Origin of the sequence: Ostreibacterium oceani, assembly GCF_009362845.1 — a bacterium.
Taxonomy (GTDB): Bacteria; Pseudomonadota; Gammaproteobacteria; order Cardiobacteriales; family Ostreibacteriaceae; genus Ostreibacterium; species Ostreibacterium oceani.
Map to the genome: position 1 here is coordinate 36,493 of NZ_WHNW01000001.1, position 15,739 is coordinate 52,231.

General features: G+C 44.7%; 13 protein-coding genes. 10 read left to right on the forward strand and 3 right to left on the reverse strand.

Annotated features, from left to right (window positions below; translation table 11 throughout):
• The first annotated feature begins 75 nt into the window (after positions 1-75).
• Positions 76-546 carry an Lrp/AsnC family transcriptional regulator gene (locus tag GCU85_RS00175; RefSeq protein WP_152808125.1) on the forward strand — a complete coding sequence of 157 codons (471 nt, stop codon included), beginning with the start codon at positions 76-78 and terminating at the stop codon, positions 544-546.
• Positions 547-728: 182 nt separating this feature from the next.
• Positions 729-1,592: a polyphosphate kinase 2 gene (gene ppk2 / locus GCU85_RS00180; RefSeq protein WP_152808128.1), complete on the forward strand. Its 864-nt coding sequence runs from the start codon at positions 729-731 to the stop codon at positions 1,590-1,592.
• 219 nt (positions 1,593-1,811) lie between these two features.
• On the opposite strand, the gene GCU85_RS00185 is transcribed toward ppk2, so the two are convergent.
• The 3 genes from GCU85_RS00185 to GCU85_RS00195 form a co-directional block, all read right to left on the reverse strand.
• Positions 1,812-3,176 (reverse strand): S1 family peptidase, encoded by a 1,365-nt coding sequence (locus tag GCU85_RS00185; protein ID WP_152808129.1) that lies wholly within the window; start codon positions 3,174-3,176, stop codon positions 1,812-1,814.
• A 335-nt stretch (positions 3,177-3,511) separates the two neighbouring features.
• Positions 3,512-4,903 (reverse strand): nicotinate phosphoribosyltransferase, encoded by a 1,392-nt coding sequence (locus tag GCU85_RS00190; protein WP_152808131.1) that lies wholly within the window; start codon positions 4,901-4,903, stop codon positions 3,512-3,514.
• On the reverse strand, positions 4,900-5,949 hold the full coding sequence (locus GCU85_RS00195; RefSeq protein WP_152808133.1) for a bifunctional nicotinamide-nucleotide adenylyltransferase/Nudix hydroxylase: 1,050 nt from the start codon (positions 5,947-5,949) through the stop codon (positions 4,900-4,902). Before GCU85_RS00195 ends, GCU85_RS00190 begins: the two co-directional genes overlap by 4 nt.
• Before the next feature lie 387 nt (positions 5,950-6,336).
• Between GCU85_RS00195 and trpD the strand changes: the two genes are divergently transcribed.
• The 8 genes from trpD to GCU85_RS00235 all read left to right on the forward strand — a co-directional run bounded on the left by trpD (position 6,337) and on the right by GCU85_RS00235 (position 15,734).
• Complete coding sequence (gene trpD / locus GCU85_RS00200) at positions 6,337-7,359, forward strand: anthranilate phosphoribosyltransferase (RefSeq protein ID WP_152808135.1); 1,023 nt, start codon at positions 6,337-6,339, stop codon at positions 7,357-7,359.
• Between the two features lie 318 nt (positions 7,360-7,677).
• Positions 7,678-8,505, forward strand: a complete 828-nt coding sequence (trpC, locus tag GCU85_RS00205; RefSeq protein WP_152808137.1) for an indole-3-glycerol phosphate synthase TrpC — start codon at positions 7,678-7,680, stop codon at positions 8,503-8,505.
• A 1-nt stretch (position 8,506) separates the two neighbouring features.
• A complete protein-coding gene (locus GCU85_RS00210) occupies positions 8,507-9,211 on the forward strand; it encodes a hypothetical protein (RefSeq protein WP_152808139.1) in 705 nt (234 codons plus the stop codon).
• Positions 9,212-9,422: 211 nt separating this feature from the next.
• Positions 9,423-10,391, forward strand: coding sequence for a glycosyltransferase (locus GCU85_RS00215; RefSeq protein ID WP_152808141.1), 969 nt, complete (start codon positions 9,423-9,425; stop codon positions 10,389-10,391).
• 87 nt (positions 10,392-10,478) lie between these two features.
• Positions 10,479-11,930: a hypothetical protein gene (locus tag GCU85_RS00220; RefSeq protein WP_152808143.1), complete on the forward strand. Its 1,452-nt coding sequence runs from the start codon at positions 10,479-10,481 to the stop codon at positions 11,928-11,930.
• A gap of 59 nt (positions 11,931-11,989) precedes the next feature.
• Positions 11,990-13,672, forward strand: coding sequence for an ABC transporter ATP-binding protein (locus tag GCU85_RS00225; RefSeq protein ID WP_218110436.1), 1,683 nt, complete (start codon positions 11,990-11,992; stop codon positions 13,670-13,672).
• Positions 13,669-14,820, forward strand: a complete 1,152-nt coding sequence (locus tag GCU85_RS00230) for an ABC transporter permease (RefSeq protein ID WP_218110437.1) — start codon at positions 13,669-13,671, stop codon at positions 14,818-14,820. Before GCU85_RS00225 ends, GCU85_RS00230 begins: the two co-directional genes overlap by 4 nt.
• 23 nt (positions 14,821-14,843) lie before the next feature.
• Positions 14,844-15,734 (forward strand): ABC transporter permease, encoded by an 891-nt coding sequence (locus tag GCU85_RS00235; protein WP_152808658.1) that lies wholly within the window; start codon positions 14,844-14,846, stop codon positions 15,732-15,734.
• The last annotated feature ends 5 nt before the right edge of the window (positions 15,735-15,739 follow it).

Sequence of the window (15,739 nt, forward strand, 5' to 3'; positions counted from 1 at the left end):
TATTTGTCAATTTATTAGTTTTTTATTATAATAAATCTTATTTAATTAGAATAATTGTTTAATTTTTTAAAACCTATGACCTATTCACTAGATAAGACTGATAAATCCATCCTACGGATTTTGCAAACTCACGGTAAAATCAATACGATTGAACTCGCTGAGCAGGTGGGCTTGTCGGTTACGCCGTGCGCAAGACGATTAAAGCTGCTAGCGTCGAATGGTTATATCGAAACAACTATCGCGGTGTTGAATCCTGAGAAATTGGGGTTAGACCTAACCGTCTATATTGCAATCAGCATGGAGCGACACACGCCAGAGCAGTTTGATGTCTTTGAAGCGGCGGTAAAAACTTTCCCAGAAGTGGTTTCTTGTAGTGTTGTGACGGGGCGCGTTGAGGACTATTTGTTGCGTGTCGTGGTGCGAGATATGAAGCACTATGAAGAGTTTTTATTAGGACGGCTGAATCGTATCAAAGGGGTCGATACCGTTCATTCGAGTTTTGAGCTTCGTCGTGTCATCCGCCATGGGGCGTTGCCGATTTATTAGATTTATTAGCTAGGTCCATAGATAAGCCCATAGATAAGCCCATAGATAAGTTTATAAGTAACGGAATGGATAAACGTATTTGATCGGTTAGTTGGTGGGCAGTAAATGGGTGGCAAATTTGTTAAATATTCCCTATAATGGCATCAATTACACCAAAAAATGAATTGTGATTGAGGTCAATTATGCACGAAAACCACACCGAGTTAGAAACGCTTTTTAATGCCTATACCCAAAAATTAGAACAGCAAGAAAGCCAAGAGCTGCTCAGTGTGAGTGAAAGTCTGGCAATGCTCCATAAAAATGGGCAGTACCCGTACGAAAAGCGATTACCTAAAAAAGCGTACGAAGATGCGTTATTACTATTACAGATTGAGCTGCTCAAGTTGCAGCGCCATATTGTCCAGACAAATCAGCGTGTTGTGGTCGTGTGCGAAGGGCGAGATGCGGCGGGTAAAGGGGGCGCAATTAAACGTTTTACCCAATATTTAAATCCACGCCATGCGCGAGTCGTCGCCCTTGCTAAGCCCAACGAGCAAGAAAGCACACAGTGGTATTTTCAGCGTTATGTCAATCATTTACCTAGCGCAGGTGAAATTATTTTCTTTGACCGCTCTTGGTATAACCGTGCAGGCGTTGAACGCGTGATGGGGTTTTGTACGCAAGCCGAGCTGCAGCAATTTTATCAACAAGCCCCTGAATTCGAATACATGTTGACACAATCGGGGGTTAAATTAATCAAGTATTGGTTTTCCGTATCGCGCTTAGAGCAACTGCGGCGTTTTCACGACCGCATGCGAAATCCACTGAAAAAATGGAAATTAAGCCCAATGGATTTGGAGTCATTAGATAAATGGAATTCCTATACAGAGGCCAAGCAAGCGATGTTTACCCATACGGATCGTCGTGCAACACCGTGGACGGTCGTGCGTTCTAATGACAAAAGACGCGCACGGATTGAGTCGATTCGTTATTTTTTGGCACAGTTTGAATACCCTGGCAAAGATAATGCGTTGATTGCTAAAATTGACCGCCGAGTGATTGATTAACCACAGTTAGCAACAGTAAGTCAGTTAGCAACAGTAAGTCACAGTTAGCCACAGTACGTGATGGACAAAGAAAGGACGCTTGTGAAGGGCGCTTGTGGGGTTAAGTGGTCGTTAAGCCGTGCTTACTTTTTGTCTAAATTTTTTGTCTAAAGAAATGGCCCACCGAAGTGGGCCTATTTTTTTTGGTGCTTTACTGTGTTGAGTAAAGCTTAGTTAAGCCTAGTTAACCTGACACTCGTTGCCAAACTCAAAACCTAATCTCACGAGATTATAAGAGAGTTGACCATCTTCGCCATTGAGTACCGCTGTGGCGCTGTTGCAGCTATTAAATGTGACGGTTGCGTTACCCCAGTCTTGGATGCCTGGTGGGCTGTTAGGTGCTTGGGTGAAGCTTGCACCGTTGCCTGAAAAACCTGTGTACGCTTTGGCGGCATAGGGTTTTGCAACTTGCACGGTGTTGTCGTCCAAATCAATTTCTAGGTAGAACCATTTGGTGTCGCCATTGCCATCAGCAGTGTAGCCATAGTGGTACATAAATAGCTTGTTTGCTGTTGGGCGTGTTGCATTAAAGCCAGATCCGCTGTAATTCGGGTCATACCATAATCCTGAGACGCTAGAAATTCGAGGGCTAGCGCTTTCTTCACCAAGCACAACGGCATTGGGCGCGTGCGTTTTGATAAAGTCGATATACGAACTAACACGGGTGTATCCGCTAGGGTCGCCACCAGCGCAGCCTGCAGCAGAACCAAAGCTGACAATACCCGCTTGTGCATTTTGTCCATTGCGGTTGACATTAAGTGGGCCACCGCTGTCGCCTTGACACGAGTCTTTGCGTGTGCCGTCGCTATAACCTGCGCAAACTAGCGTGTCCCGCCAGAATCCATACACGTTACGGCAGACAGCATCACGTCTAATGGGTAAGTCAACACGCTGTAGACTGTTCGATAAGTCGCCGCCAGTGCTGGTAGTGCCCATGCCAATAACCGTGCCCGTGGTATTGTCTAGGTTAGCCGTGGCGTTGTTGAGTATGGTCTTATTGGCATTGCTAAAGCCTGCAACGGCGGTGTTCAAACGGATAATGGCAATATCGTTGTTGATGAGGTTGGCGTAGCTGGGGTGAACAATCACTGCACTGGCGCTATACGATTCATCGTAAACTAACGCACCATTGTTGCTTCCATTAGGTGAGGTTAACGCAAAGACAATGCCAGCAGGCGCGTTGTCGCCACCGCCGTTAGACACACAGTGTGCAGCAGTGAGGACATGACGAGCATCAAGCAAGGTGCCGCCACAAAGGAATCCGCCGTTTGATGCATTGATAATGACGCTAACAAAATTCGGGGCATCTGATGGGTTGATATTGGTGCCGTTGACAATTTTGGGGATAATGGTGTTGCCGAGTAATTTACGTTGAATCAAATCATCGCTTGAAATTCTACGCACATCGGCCTGTAGGGTAAAGCTTGATGCATCAGCCTCAACATTAGTCTCAGTATTAGTGCCGGTTTCGGCATGGACGCTAAAGGCTGTGCTGAGTGCAATGGCACACAGGGGTAATAGCCCCCATTGGTTTTTGTTTATCATGTTGCTGTCTCCTAGCTAACGGGTTAATGATGTTGTGTAATGTGTATGTAGTGTGTAATTAATATGTACTGATGTAGGTTAATTATAGTTTAATTATCGTGTGATTAGTGAAAAAATCAAGCTGAATAGTCAATAATTAACGGATGTCTATTCATACACCCCTCTGTTTTTTTTTATTATCAGATTGCTATTACTTCATTATTACTTCAGAGGGTAACGTTGCAATTTTTGCATATTTTTTCGGCTATTTGATTCAAATACATGACAACTAATACATGGCAACAAGTAGATGACAGCAAGTAGATGACAGCTAAATAGACGATAGCGTGGTTTGGCTAAAAATCAATGACGCCTTGCGCACGGCGGCGTATCGTTTCCAAAGACCATGCCTTGGTGAGTTGTCCATTCTCGAAAACCACGGTGAGTTCGTCTTGCTGGTCAGGTTTGAGGTCTTCTTGGCGAATGGTGTTGTAGCCAGTTTCGGTTTTGATTAAAGCGAGGCGGCCACGTTTTGAGCGTTTGCCGCTATCGGTCACGGGGTCTTTGAATACATCTCGCCATTGGCCTGCAACGCAGGCATAGCTGGCCTTCATGGCAAATCGCATGGTGTCTCGGTTCATCTTTTGCAGCAACGATCCGCCCATGCCAAAGGCGATGTTTTCTGCAGATATTTTGTTGTTTTTCAAGGTTTTTAAGATATGCCCTAATGATTCAGCGTTAATGCCATCGCCTTGGATAAGGCGGATGTAGTCAGGAAGCTGACGGTAGCCTTTGCTATTGATGTGGTAGCCGAATTTATCCATGAGTCGCTCAATGGCTTCTAATGAGGTGCGTACAGGATCGCCAGAGTCAGGGCGAATGACGATGGTTCCTTGATTATTGGTGACTTTATCGTGCAGTAATTCACCCCAAATATGGTCGATTGCATGCCATAAATCATACGAATCAGAGACAACGGCAACGGCTTTGCCTTTGCCGCCAAAGGTGTCTATCATATTTTCGTAGGCTTCTTTTTCGCGGGATTGCCCCCATGCGGTCATTGTCGAGTGTTCTGCCGCTGGGATGGAGAATCCCGCCATAGATTCGCCGTATATTGATTGCGCCAAAACAAGGGCAGGGACAGTGTCGGTGCCCTTGAAGTTGACCAAATGAGCCAGTCCGCCGATGGCGGCGCTCTCGGTTGAGCTGACACCGCGTGCGCCAAAATCATGGAGCTTGAAGTCAATGCCATCGGTGTTGTCTGCCGTCTCCAGCAGGTATTTGTAAATCACTTGTCGGCAGTGCCAAGAAATCGTGGCAACCGTGGTTGGATACCAGATGGCACGCAATAAAGCCGTCTCGATATAACTGGTTAACCAGCCGCACATTGGATCCGTATTAATGACTTGGCAAAGCACATTCTGCGTTGGGATAATATAGCCTTCGGGGACGGCCTGAATACGTAACGGGAAGTAGCCTTGGTGTTTGTTTAAAATATAGGTCCAGTTTTCGCGACAAAAAGGCAGCCCGTGGGCGGTTAGGATGCTTTCTGCTTCGTCGATGTTTGCTGCTGTAATTGGCTGGCAAAGGTATTGTTTAAGAAATATCTGTAGCCCAAAAAATACGCCATCGGCATATTTCCCACCACGAGATTCTAGGTAACTGGATACATATTCTGTTTGCGGTGGGTATTGCAAATAATGAGAGGCCTTGTAAGAATCAATATTTAAAATAGGGTTGATATTCATGTGGTTGGCTCCGCGGTGTGGGTTCGAGCGAGTAGAAATTGTATAATAAAATAGTGGTCTTCGAAAAACTGGTCGCGCTTTAATGTTGTGATGGGTAGCCAGTGGGTTTCTGCGGCATCGTCATTGGCACAAACGCTGGGTATCGCCTCTAGGTCTGATAAATCAAAATGATAACAGTAGGTAATCGTGCGTCCGCGTACTGAGCGGTTAGGGTCATCGAAAACCGCATGATTTTTTAGGCGTGCGAGTAAGGTTTTTTTATTTAGCGTGATTTGTGTTTCTTCGAAAAGCTCGCGTAAGGCACCGTTAATCAAGGTTTCATCACCATCCAAAAAACCGCCTGGTAAGGCATATAGGCCTTTGCCTGGATGATTTCTGCGGCGGATAAGTAAGGCTTGTCCTTGGTAAGTGACCAGCGCGTCAACGGTGGTGAAAATTACAGGGTAAGGCGTCTGTTGCCATTCGGATTTGAATGCTTGGATAGCATGGTAGGTTGATTGTAGCGATTGGTAGTAGTCTGTTAGGCTAAACTGCTGTAGCCATTGCTGTGTCGTTGCCGAGATAGCTGGGTGGTGAAAGTGTGCGGGGTTTTCACAAGCAAAATAGCGATTTCGCAGGTCGGTGGCGTGGATGTCTTTGAGGTTGCCAACTTCTAAAAAACCCCACTCAGGGAACAGCGCGAGGTAATAGGTGGATTCGTCTTTGTTGTGACCGACCAGTGCCACGTGGTCGGTTGGGTTGGTGCGGGTTTTTATCTGTTGACTGACCGCTTTGGTCCATGCTTTGTCATTATATTTGTAGTCGAGTAATGGCTGAATAATGACACGTTTTGCGAGTTCGGGTGGTAAGCTGTCGTTGATGATTTGTTGGCGCTCTTCAAACGTGAATGGGTTGCGAAGCGAGCGTGCATTGCCCGACGAGCCGACTAAAATAATGAGTTTTTTGGCTTGGCTAAGGGCACGTTGGCAGACAAACGCATGGCCTTGGTGAAACGGCTGAAAACGGCCGATAAAAATAGCATAGTCATAGCGGAAATTTGTCATCATAGGGTTGAATGGCTGGCGACCATTTTGTCAATATGTCTTGTTAGTGGTTTTATTGAGGTGGTTTATGGTTTGTTTTATGGTTTCTTTATGCGTCGTTGTGAATTTTTCGCTATATCGTATCATAAGTTGATAGAAAATAGCGACAGGTGTGCATCAATGTGCATTAATGTGCAAGCCCTAGTGTGCTTAATCCTAATGCGTCTAATTCTAATGCGCCTAATATCCAGATTTAACCATCGAATTAATCCATCGCGTCAATCCAGCGCGTTAGTCGTTAGACACAGTTGGGGCAGTGTTGCGGTAGTGTTGACGTGGCCGTGTTTGTGCTACAATAAATAGTAATCAAATATAAAAAATAAATCATAAAAAACAAACAGGCTGGCGAATATGATACAGAGTCAAATTAGCACATTGGTCAATGGCGATGACCTAACTTATGAAGCAATGCAATCAGTCATGCATGCCATGATGTCAGGGCAGACAAACGACATTGAGAATGCGGCTTTTTTAACGGCGCTGACCATCAAGGGCGAAACCGTGACAGAGATTCAAGCGGGCGCTGAAGTAATGCGTGAGTTTAGTACCAAAGTCCACGTGCGCAGTGACTTGCAAGACTACTTGGTCGACCCCGTAGGCACAGGTGGTACGCACTCAAATGTCTTTAATGTATCGACTGCCTCAAGTATTGTTGCAAGCTGTGCTGGGGTAACGATTGCCAAGCACGGTAATCGTGCAGCCAGCTCAAAGTCAGGTAGTGCTGATTTGCTAGAAGCAGCCGGTGTTAATGTGATGCTGAATCCAGATCAAATGACGCAGTGTATTGAAAAGTTTGGGATTGGGTTTATGTTTGCGCCTCAGTTACACGGCGCTATGAAGCATGTGATTAACACCCGAAAAACGTTAGGGATTCGTACGGTATTCAATTTATTGGGGCCGCTGACTAATCCATCTGGCGCCAAACGCCAAGTGCTAGGTGTGTTTGATGCCGCTTGGTTACAGCCTATGGCTGATGTGTCGAAACGCTTAGGGCAAACACGCGTTATGGTTGTTCACAGCGATGATGGGTTGGATGAAATTTCTATCGCAGCGCCTACGCAAGTAGTTGAACTATCAAACCATTCGATGAATGCCTATCAGATTGACCCCAAAGCGTTAGGCATATCCCACCGTGATATTGATGCCGTGCGAGTGAATAGCCCGCAGCAAAGCCTCGATTTGATTATGGCGGCCTTTTCTGGGCAACCTGGGGCTGCCTATGACATGATTTTATTAAACAGTGCTGCGATTATTCAGGTGGCAGGCTTGTCGGACGACTATCCTAGTGCCATAGAGACGGCACGATCAATTTTGGACGCGGGACAAGCTTTGACAAAGCTAAACGAATATGCGCGGTTTACGCAGGCGGTTTAAATCACAGGCGGTTTAAATTTAATTAGCCGAAACAAACTTGCGAGCGGTCTATCGTATAATAATTTGTCTTGTCCTGCTTGTTGCCTTGTTTGTTGCCCTGCTTGTGCCCTGCTTGTTGTCATGCTTGGCGTGGGTAACCTGCACATTTTGCGGTTATTTGTGGTGATTAATAATACCGCTATTGTGGCGCCGCTGCGGTGACATCGCTGTTGTGGAAAATACGGGCAACTGAATGAATGATAAACAATAATAGCGGACACCGAGGTTTCGTATGCCGTGTGAAATGGCAAGCATTAAAATTAGGAGAATAACATCAACATGAACCAGTCAAACACCGCAGCAGCAATGCCAACCTTGTTGGAAAAAATTGTGGCAGTCAAAAAAGCCGAGGTCGCTGAGCGTTCAGAAAAAATACCGTTGGCGGTTGTTGAGCATATGTTGGCAGAACTAAACGGGCCATCGCGTGGGTTTTATGAGCATTTGCAAAAGCGGGTCGAGCGACATGAAAACGCGGTGATTGCAGAAATAAAAAAAGCCTCCCCCAGCCAAGGTGTGATTCGTGAAAATTTCTCCCCCGTTGAGATTGCACAAAGTTTTGAACGCCACCAAGCGGCTTGTTTATCGGTGTTAACGGACGCGTCATTTTTCCAGGGTAGCGAAGTCTATTTAGAGGAGGCGCGTGAGGCAACGCAACTACCCGTGATTCGTAAAGACTTTATTATCGATGCTTACCAAGTCTATGAATCCAAAGCGATGGGCGCAGACTGTATTCTATTGATTGCCGCGTGTTTGTCGCAAACACAAATGCTGACCTTTACGCGACTAGCGTATGATTTGGGTATGGATGTATTGGTCGAAGTGCATAATTTGGCTGAGTTGGATAAGGTCGCAGGGTTGCCAATCCGTATGGTGGGGATTAATAATCGTGATTTACATACATTTGATGTGAATTTGACGACTACCTTTGAGCTGGCTGCACAAATTCCCAAAGAAATCCTTATTGTCACTGAAAGCGGTATTCATTCACGCGAAGACGTAGAGTTAATGAATACCATGGGTATTTATGCGTTTTTGGTTGGGGAAAGCCTAATGCGCCACGATGATCCAGGTGAAAAATTAGACCAGTTGTTTTTTAATGGGGTTTGATGTGGTTTTTGTAAAAAGCACCATTAAAAAACAAAAGGCTAAAAAATATAAAGCCAAAAAATATTGCTTTGTATTGCCGTTGTTGTTGCTGTCTGCTTGGGCACAGGCGCAGCAATACGATGTGACTGTCAAAGGCGTAAACGCGGGAAAAGCCGCACTGCAGTATGAAATAAATGCGTCGACTTATGCGGTAAGCCTTGCGTTGTACCCTAGCGGGGTGGCAAAGTTATTTGGGGTTGACGATATGCAAGAAAAAGCCGCTGGCGTGATTAAAGCAAACCAGTTTTACCCTGAGTCGTATGGGCGCTACCCATTGTCTAGTGGCGGTGACACAACGGGCGAGCCGCTACTGAGCGTGGCATTTATCGATGATATGCTCGAGGTAAGAGAAGCCGATGGCTATGAACGATTACCATTAATGCAAAGCGGCCAAGATCCCTTGACACAAATATTACAAATTCAACAAGATATAGCGAAAGGACAATTGCGGTCTGAGTATATCTTGGTGACTGATACCAACCAGCGCACTTATGTGGCAACGCTAGACCAGCAAGCCAACACAAACCAAGTCCAGCTAACGCAGGCAGCGGGTGGCGAGCGGGTGATTAAGCTTTGGTTTGATGTGAATAATACGTTATTAAAAATGCAAAAGATTAAACGCGGAAAAATCGATTTTGAAATCATAAAACGAGATGTGTCAGGCTAAAATGAAACGAATGATAGCGATGGTGCGTAATGATGCCTAATGATGCGTGATTCTACGTAATAACGATAAGTGTTGTGGGTAGTAATAAATAGTGATAAGCAGTGATAAGCAGTGATAAGCAGGTAAGTGTTTCGAATGCTATTTGCATTATGCAAAAGTGATTTGTCGAGACGACAGTTAATCAGACGGTTGTAAATTTATATCATAACCAATGAAAACCTTAATTTTAATTAAAGAAGATACCTTTCAGATATACAATGATTTGTATATCGGTTTCCACAAAGCCATCGGTTCGGTGGATATGCGGCGTTTGGATGAACTGGCTGAATCTGATTTGCGCGCTTATTTTGATAGCCATGTAGAGACGGAAAAATATGATCGCATTGTTTTGCATCTTCATTTTGAATATTTGACGTCTCAGTTAAAATTTTTGGCGACCTTGCCAGGGCTTGTTTTTATCGATCGATTAACGTCTTTTGATAGTGTTGAAAGCCATGACCAGCACATGAAATTTTATAAAAAAATTCCTTGGGCGCGTGTTATTTTAACCAGTTATAACTTGATGGAAAAATACCAAGCGCATGGTTTGGACGCGTGGGCGGTCCCCAAAGGCTATAACAGTAGTGTGTTTAATCAAGTGACCCGCAAACGTAAAACTGACATCGGCTTGATTAATAATCGATTTGTTAAAAGCGAAAAATACCCGCATCAGCAGCAACAGGCCCAATTCATCAAAAAATTAATCGCAGATTACCCGAATACCGTCATTGCAGAGGCACTGAGCGAATCAGCGTATGTTAACTTTCTGCATAGCATCCAAATGCTGGTTTGCCCAGACATCGGTGCTGGAGAGTATTTGCATAAAACCTTTGAAGCAATGGCCTGTGGTGTGATGGTCATGGCGTTTGACCAAGGTGAAACGGAGAATGCGGCGATTGGGCTGAGTGATTTAGACAATATTGTGTTATTTAGAGATTACACCGAATTTCAACAAAAACTTGAATTGCTGTCTAACCACAAAGAATTTATTCATAAAATCGCCCAGAATGGTCAGCAGCTCGTACAGACAAAATACCCGTATATTACGGTCGGTGAAAGCATCGCAACACTGGTTGCGGCCGAAATGAGACGCCCTGAAGATTTCCAAACGGGGATTAAAATTTTTGGATTTCGTGTCTAGCCTGTACGAATACCACCAATCGTGCAGATGGTTAAAACGCCCTGCTAAGCCGTTGATGTTTTTCGTTAACGGTTTTTTTGATAGCTAATGCAATATATTCGTCAAACCCTATTGCCAATGATTTACCGCCATCCTATTGCGGTTGGGATGCTGCTGTCTGTCATTTCAGGGGTTTATCTGATTGCTGACTACGGCATCATTAATCGAGCAGCATTATTACCCATGTGGCAGCTGCAACAAATGGAGTTAACGCAACCAGCACAGTCGCCTTATGAAGTATTCGGTATACTGGGTGTTGTTGGTCATTGGTTGCATGATGGCTTGGGGCTGTCTTTAACTGCCTCGGTGTATGGGCTGTTGTTAGTGGTGCATGCAGGAATTATTGGGTTGATTTTATTGATAACACAGCGCCTGCAGTTAGCATTATTGACGCAGTGGATACTGCTTTTTTTGGTGCTTTGCCACCCCAATTACAATGATTTTCGCACCTATCTAATGAATGAACCGATTTATTGGTTAATTTGGTTGGTTGGCGTGTATGTTCTGTTGCGGTTTTATCGCGAGCGTCCTGTGTTCACAGGCATTATCTGGATTGTGCTATTTCTGCTTGCTGGTCAGCTCAGTTTGGCCGCATGGTTTTGGCTGCTGCTCTTTCCATTTGGTGCTTTTTTGATTAAAGACTGGCGCAGTAAAAGTGTCTTTATCGCGTTGGTTTGTTATGCGGCAGTGATGATTTTGTTGATGTTATTTCCGCTTTACCACGGTGAGTCTCCGCTGCACTTTTTTATCGAAATAGCTGGGCAAACCAATCGGTTATCGGATTGGTTGCGGTTAAATAATGCGGCGTGGCTTGACGAAAGTGACCGACTGATTCCTGCGATTTTTGTGTTTTCAGGTGCAACAAGTATTGTGCTTATCCATATGATGATGTCGTTGGGGTTAGTCTGTGGGCTTTTGGCTTTTTATGCTTGGCGAAAAAAACAGTATCAAGTCGTTCATTCTGCGTATTTAAGTTTGCTTATTTATGTATTTATTTTCGACATATTGGTTGCTATTTTATTGTGGGTATTTGCCGCTGAGTATTCAGGGTTGTATTTTTTTGCGAGTGTTTTTTTGATTTTTATTTTGGCAGCATTGGGGCTATCTTATGTGTTTAAAAAACTATTAACGCATCGATATCCAAGGCATTTTTCATTGGTCATTATTTGGTGTTTAGTGGCTTATTTTGCAAGTGGTTATATTATTTTTGGGCCCACAAAAACACATATCAAAGCCGCAGGAAGCTACGCCAAAGCCACATTGACCGACTATCCCATTTATGCAAACGACGAGACTTTTTTATACTACGCGGGGCGTCACCCAGAGCACACCGCTTCGCCAACTTTTGTCACGGAGCTGCAGCAAATCCGCACATTTTATTACGCCTATAATAAAAATAGGAAACGCGCGCTCCCTGAGATACTGGCAAATAAAGAACCCATTTATCAGACAGCCAACTCTCATAATGATATATTATATTTGTATTTATTTTCCAAATAATAGCTAAGGACAGTATTGCTTAGCGCCATAATTAATGCGACGTAAAGTGGCTTTATTCGATGAAAGTTTATGAAATAACTTGCGTGAATATGCGCGAATTTTTGCTATACTATGCGTTGATTTACGGTGAGTTTGATTGCGGTGGATTGATTTCTTTTTTTCTTTTAAACAGACGAATCATTTTGGATAGAACGGATTTATTTGATGGCAAGCAGTTAGTTTCTGCGTCGCTGACCAAGCGATTCGGTTCTTATGTGGCTAATGACGGCGTTGATTTTTCTATACGCCCTGGGGAAATAAAAGCATTGCTCGGTGAGAATGGCGCAGGTAAATCAACCTTTGTCAAAATGTTAAGTGGCGTTATTCGACCAGACAGTGGGCAGCTCTATTGGGATGGAAAGCCCGTCACAATAACCTCGCCGATTGATGCGAAAAAATTAGGCATCGGCATGGTATTTCAGCATTTTTCTTTGTTTGAAGGGATGACCGTGCTAGACAATATTGCGCTAGCGCTAACGCGGCCGTATAATCGTGCGACATTAATTAATGAGATTATTGATATTTCTGGGCATTATAAGTTGCCTGTGCCGCCGCTCGCGTTAGTCTCGTCGGTGTCAGTAGGGGTTAAGCAGCGCATTGAAATTTTACGTTGCCTAATGCAGCGTTCAAAATTATTGATTTTGGATGAGCCCACCTCAGTCTTGACACCACAGGAAGTCGAGAGTTTATTTGTTACCTTGCGTCAGCTAGCCGAAGATGGCTGTGCGATTTTATATATTTCCCATCGGCTCAATGAAGTGCGTGCGCTTTGTCATTCGGCGACGATTATGCGCGCAGGGCGTCACGTTGCCGAAATTAACCCGAGAGAACACAGCAGCCAAGCAATTGCTGAGTTAATGCTCGGTAAAAAAATCTACACCCCATTGCAGGATAACAACCCTAACCAACAACAGCCTGTTTATTCGGTTAATTCGTTAAATTTAGCTGGTCAAGGCACAGCGGTGTCGCTGCGTGATATTAATTTTACGATTAATGCAGGCGAAATTTATGCCATTATTGGGCTGGCAGGCAATGGGCAAAATGAATTAATGTCGGTGTTGTCAGGTGAGATACCGCTACATGACGCTAACACGATTTGTTTTAACGACAAAGGTATCGCGAATTTGCCTATTTCAAGGCGACGAGAAGCAGGCATTGGTATCTCCTATGTGCCAGAAGAGCGTTTGGGTCATGGTGCCGTTTCTGACATGAATTTGGTTGAAAATACGCTACTGACAGCGACGACGACACAGCAACTAGCCAAAGGCGGCTGGCTACTAACGAAAAAAGCAACCACGTTTGCGCACAAAGTCATGGCATCTTATTCGATTAAGGCACAAAGCGAAAAAACACTGGCCAGTGAGTTGTCGGGTGGGAATTTGCAAAAATTTATCGTTGGTCGCGAAATAGAGCAAGCGCCCAAGGTGATTTTAGCCGCGCAACCAACGTGGGGCGTTGATGTAGGGGCGGCATGTCAAATCCAGCAAACCCTAATTGATTTAGCCAAATCGGGGTGTGCCATTTTGGTGATATCGCAAGATTTGGATGAAGTATTTGCGATTGCTAATCGCGTCTCAGTCATATACGATGGGCAGCTTTCACCCAGCTATCCAACCAGTATACTTACCGGTAAGGATATTGGGTTAATGATGCTAGGTAATCCGTTATCTGATGATAAAATTTTAGCGAGTCATATTCAGTGATACAGTTAATTAAGCGCGAACAAAAAAGTCATTTTATCGCCTACTTAGGATCAGTGGTGGCTTCTTTGTTAACGGTGTTGTTTGGCGGCTTGTTATTTTATTTATTAGGGTTGCATCCTGTGAAAACGTTGTTGGTGTTTTTTGTTTCACCGCTTGCGAATTTACAAGGGGTAGCCGAGCTTGCTGTCAAAGCAGCCCCCATTATTTTATGTGCGATTGGGTTGTCTTTTTGCTTTCGCGCCAATCAGTGGAATATCGGCGCTGAGGGCCAATTATTTTGTGGTGCTATGGCAGCAAGTGCTGCGGCACTTTTTTTTAATACAAGCGAAAGCGCTTGGGTGATTTATGTGGTCATTTTGTGCGGGGTGTTTGCTGGTATGCTGTGGGCGGCCATTCCCGCTTTTTTAAAGGTCCATATGCAAACCAACGAAATCTTAACCAGCTTAATGCTGACGTATGTTGCGTATCAATTATTGCAATTTTTAGTCTATGGACCGCTCAAAGATCCGACTGGGTTTGGCTTTCCTGAAAGCGAATTATTCTCTAGTGCAACGACATTACCGCCTTTGATGGCTGGTACTCGGCTGCACTATGGCATGCTTTTAATCCCTGTTATTGTGATACTGGCTAGCTTATTGTTGAATCGACACTTGCTGGGTTACCGCGTGCGCTTGATTGGTATGGCGCCAGCGGCAGTCCGTTATGCAGGCTTTTCTCAGAAAAAAATCATCTGGACTGTTTTCTTAATCTCTGGTGCTTGCGCTGGGTTGGCTGGGGCGTTTGAAGTAACTGGCATTATTGGTCAGCTAGTACCTAGCGTGTCACCGGGTTATGGCTTTACCGCGATTATTGTGGCTTTTTTGGGGCGACTAAACCCTATTGGTATTTTTTTTGCAGGCTTTGCCATCGCTTTGACTTATCTGGGCGGAGAAGTGTTGCAAATTGTTGATACACAGGAATTGGCACTATCCAATAGCGGTGATGACATTGTTATTTCAAGGGCGATTGGTGATGTGTTGCAAGCCAGCGTGCTGTTGTTTTTGTTGATGACAGAAGTGCTAACACGGTATCGGCTTGCTTGGGTGTCAGGTTATCAGAGTAACTCAAGCAACCAAAGTAACCAAAATAATCAGGCGGCGTCATCGTGATACTGGCAGAGTGGCTGACCATTATGAATGCCTCCACGCCTTTGTTATTGGCGGCGCTTGGAGTGTTGGTGGTTGAGCGTGCGGGTGTGTTAAATTTGGGCGTTGAAGGCATGATGCTAATGGGTGCTGTGGTCGGCTTTATACTCGCCCTGTCGGGCACGGCGCCATGGCTTTGTTTTATTGGTGCAGCATTGGCGGGTGTTTCGTTAGCCTTGGTTTTTGCTATTTTTGCGTTGGGATTTAAGGCGAACCAAGTCGCCACGGGATTAGCAGTGGCTATCTTAGGCACAGGGTTAAGCTCACTGATTGGGGCTAAATATGTCGGGCAGCAATTCGATGGGTTTGGTAATTTGGCGATACCTTATCTGTCTGATATCCCCGTGCTCGGTGTCGTTTTATTTAATCAAAATCTGTTGATTTATTTGTCATTTTTGATGCTAGCTTTGGTTGTTTGGTTTTTTTATAAAACAAAATTGGGGCTCATCTTACGTGGCATTGGCGACAATCATTATGCCGCGCACGCTCTGGGGCACCGAGTTATTCTGATTCGATGTTTGGCGATTGCCTTTGGTGGTGCGATGGCAGGATTGGGCGGTGCTTATATGTCATTGATTTCCCCGCATCTATGGACACAAGAATTAACCGCAGGCAGAGGATGGATAGCGATTGCGCTGGTTGTTTTTGCCACGTGGCGCCCCGTTCGTCTGTTGTTTGGCGCGTATCTTTTTGGTAGCATAAGTGTGTTACAATACAATCTGCAAAATAATCAATGGTTTTTTGTGGCGCCGCAGTTGTGGGCAATGCTACCTTATGTGGTGACTATTTTGGTGTTAGTGATTATTTCTAATCCTAAAATCAGTGGGCGATTCCATGCGCCTGCGGATTTGGGAAAAGTGTTTCACCCCACCCGATAGTTAGT

Bases quoted from the DNA above. Each gene is read 5' to 3' on its own strand.
- GCU85_RS00175 (WP_152808125.1), top strand. From the start codon at position 76: ATGACCTATTCACTAGATAAGACTGATAAATCCATCCTACGGATTTTG.
- ppk2 (WP_152808128.1), top strand. From the start codon at position 729: ATGCACGAAAACCACACCGAGTTAGAAACGCTTTTTAATGCCTATACC.
- GCU85_RS00185 (WP_152808129.1), bottom strand. From the start codon at position 3,176: ATGATAAACAAAAACCAATGGGGGCTATTACCCCTGTGTGCCATTGCA.
- GCU85_RS00190 (WP_152808131.1), bottom strand. From the start codon at position 4,903: ATGAATATCAACCCTATTTTAAATATTGATTCTTACAAGGCCTCTCAT.
- GCU85_RS00195 (WP_152808133.1), bottom strand. From the start codon at position 5,949: ATGATGACAAATTTCCGCTATGACTATGCTATTTTTATCGGCCGTTTT.
- trpD (WP_152808135.1), top strand. From the start codon at position 6,337: ATGATACAGAGTCAAATTAGCACATTGGTCAATGGCGATGACCTAACT.
- trpC (WP_152808137.1), top strand. From the start codon at position 7,678: ATGAACCAGTCAAACACCGCAGCAGCAATGCCAACCTTGTTGGAAAAA.
- GCU85_RS00215 (WP_152808141.1), top strand. From the start codon at position 9,423: ATGAAAACCTTAATTTTAATTAAAGAAGATACCTTTCAGATATACAAT.
- GCU85_RS00220 (WP_152808143.1), top strand. From the start codon at position 10,479: ATGCAATATATTCGTCAAACCCTATTGCCAATGATTTACCGCCATCCT.
- GCU85_RS00225 (WP_218110436.1), top strand. From the start codon at position 11,990: ATGAAAGTTTATGAAATAACTTGCGTGAATATGCGCGAATTTTTGCTA.
- GCU85_RS00235 (WP_152808658.1), top strand. From the start codon at position 14,844: ATGAATGCCTCCACGCCTTTGTTATTGGCGGCGCTTGGAGTGTTGGTG.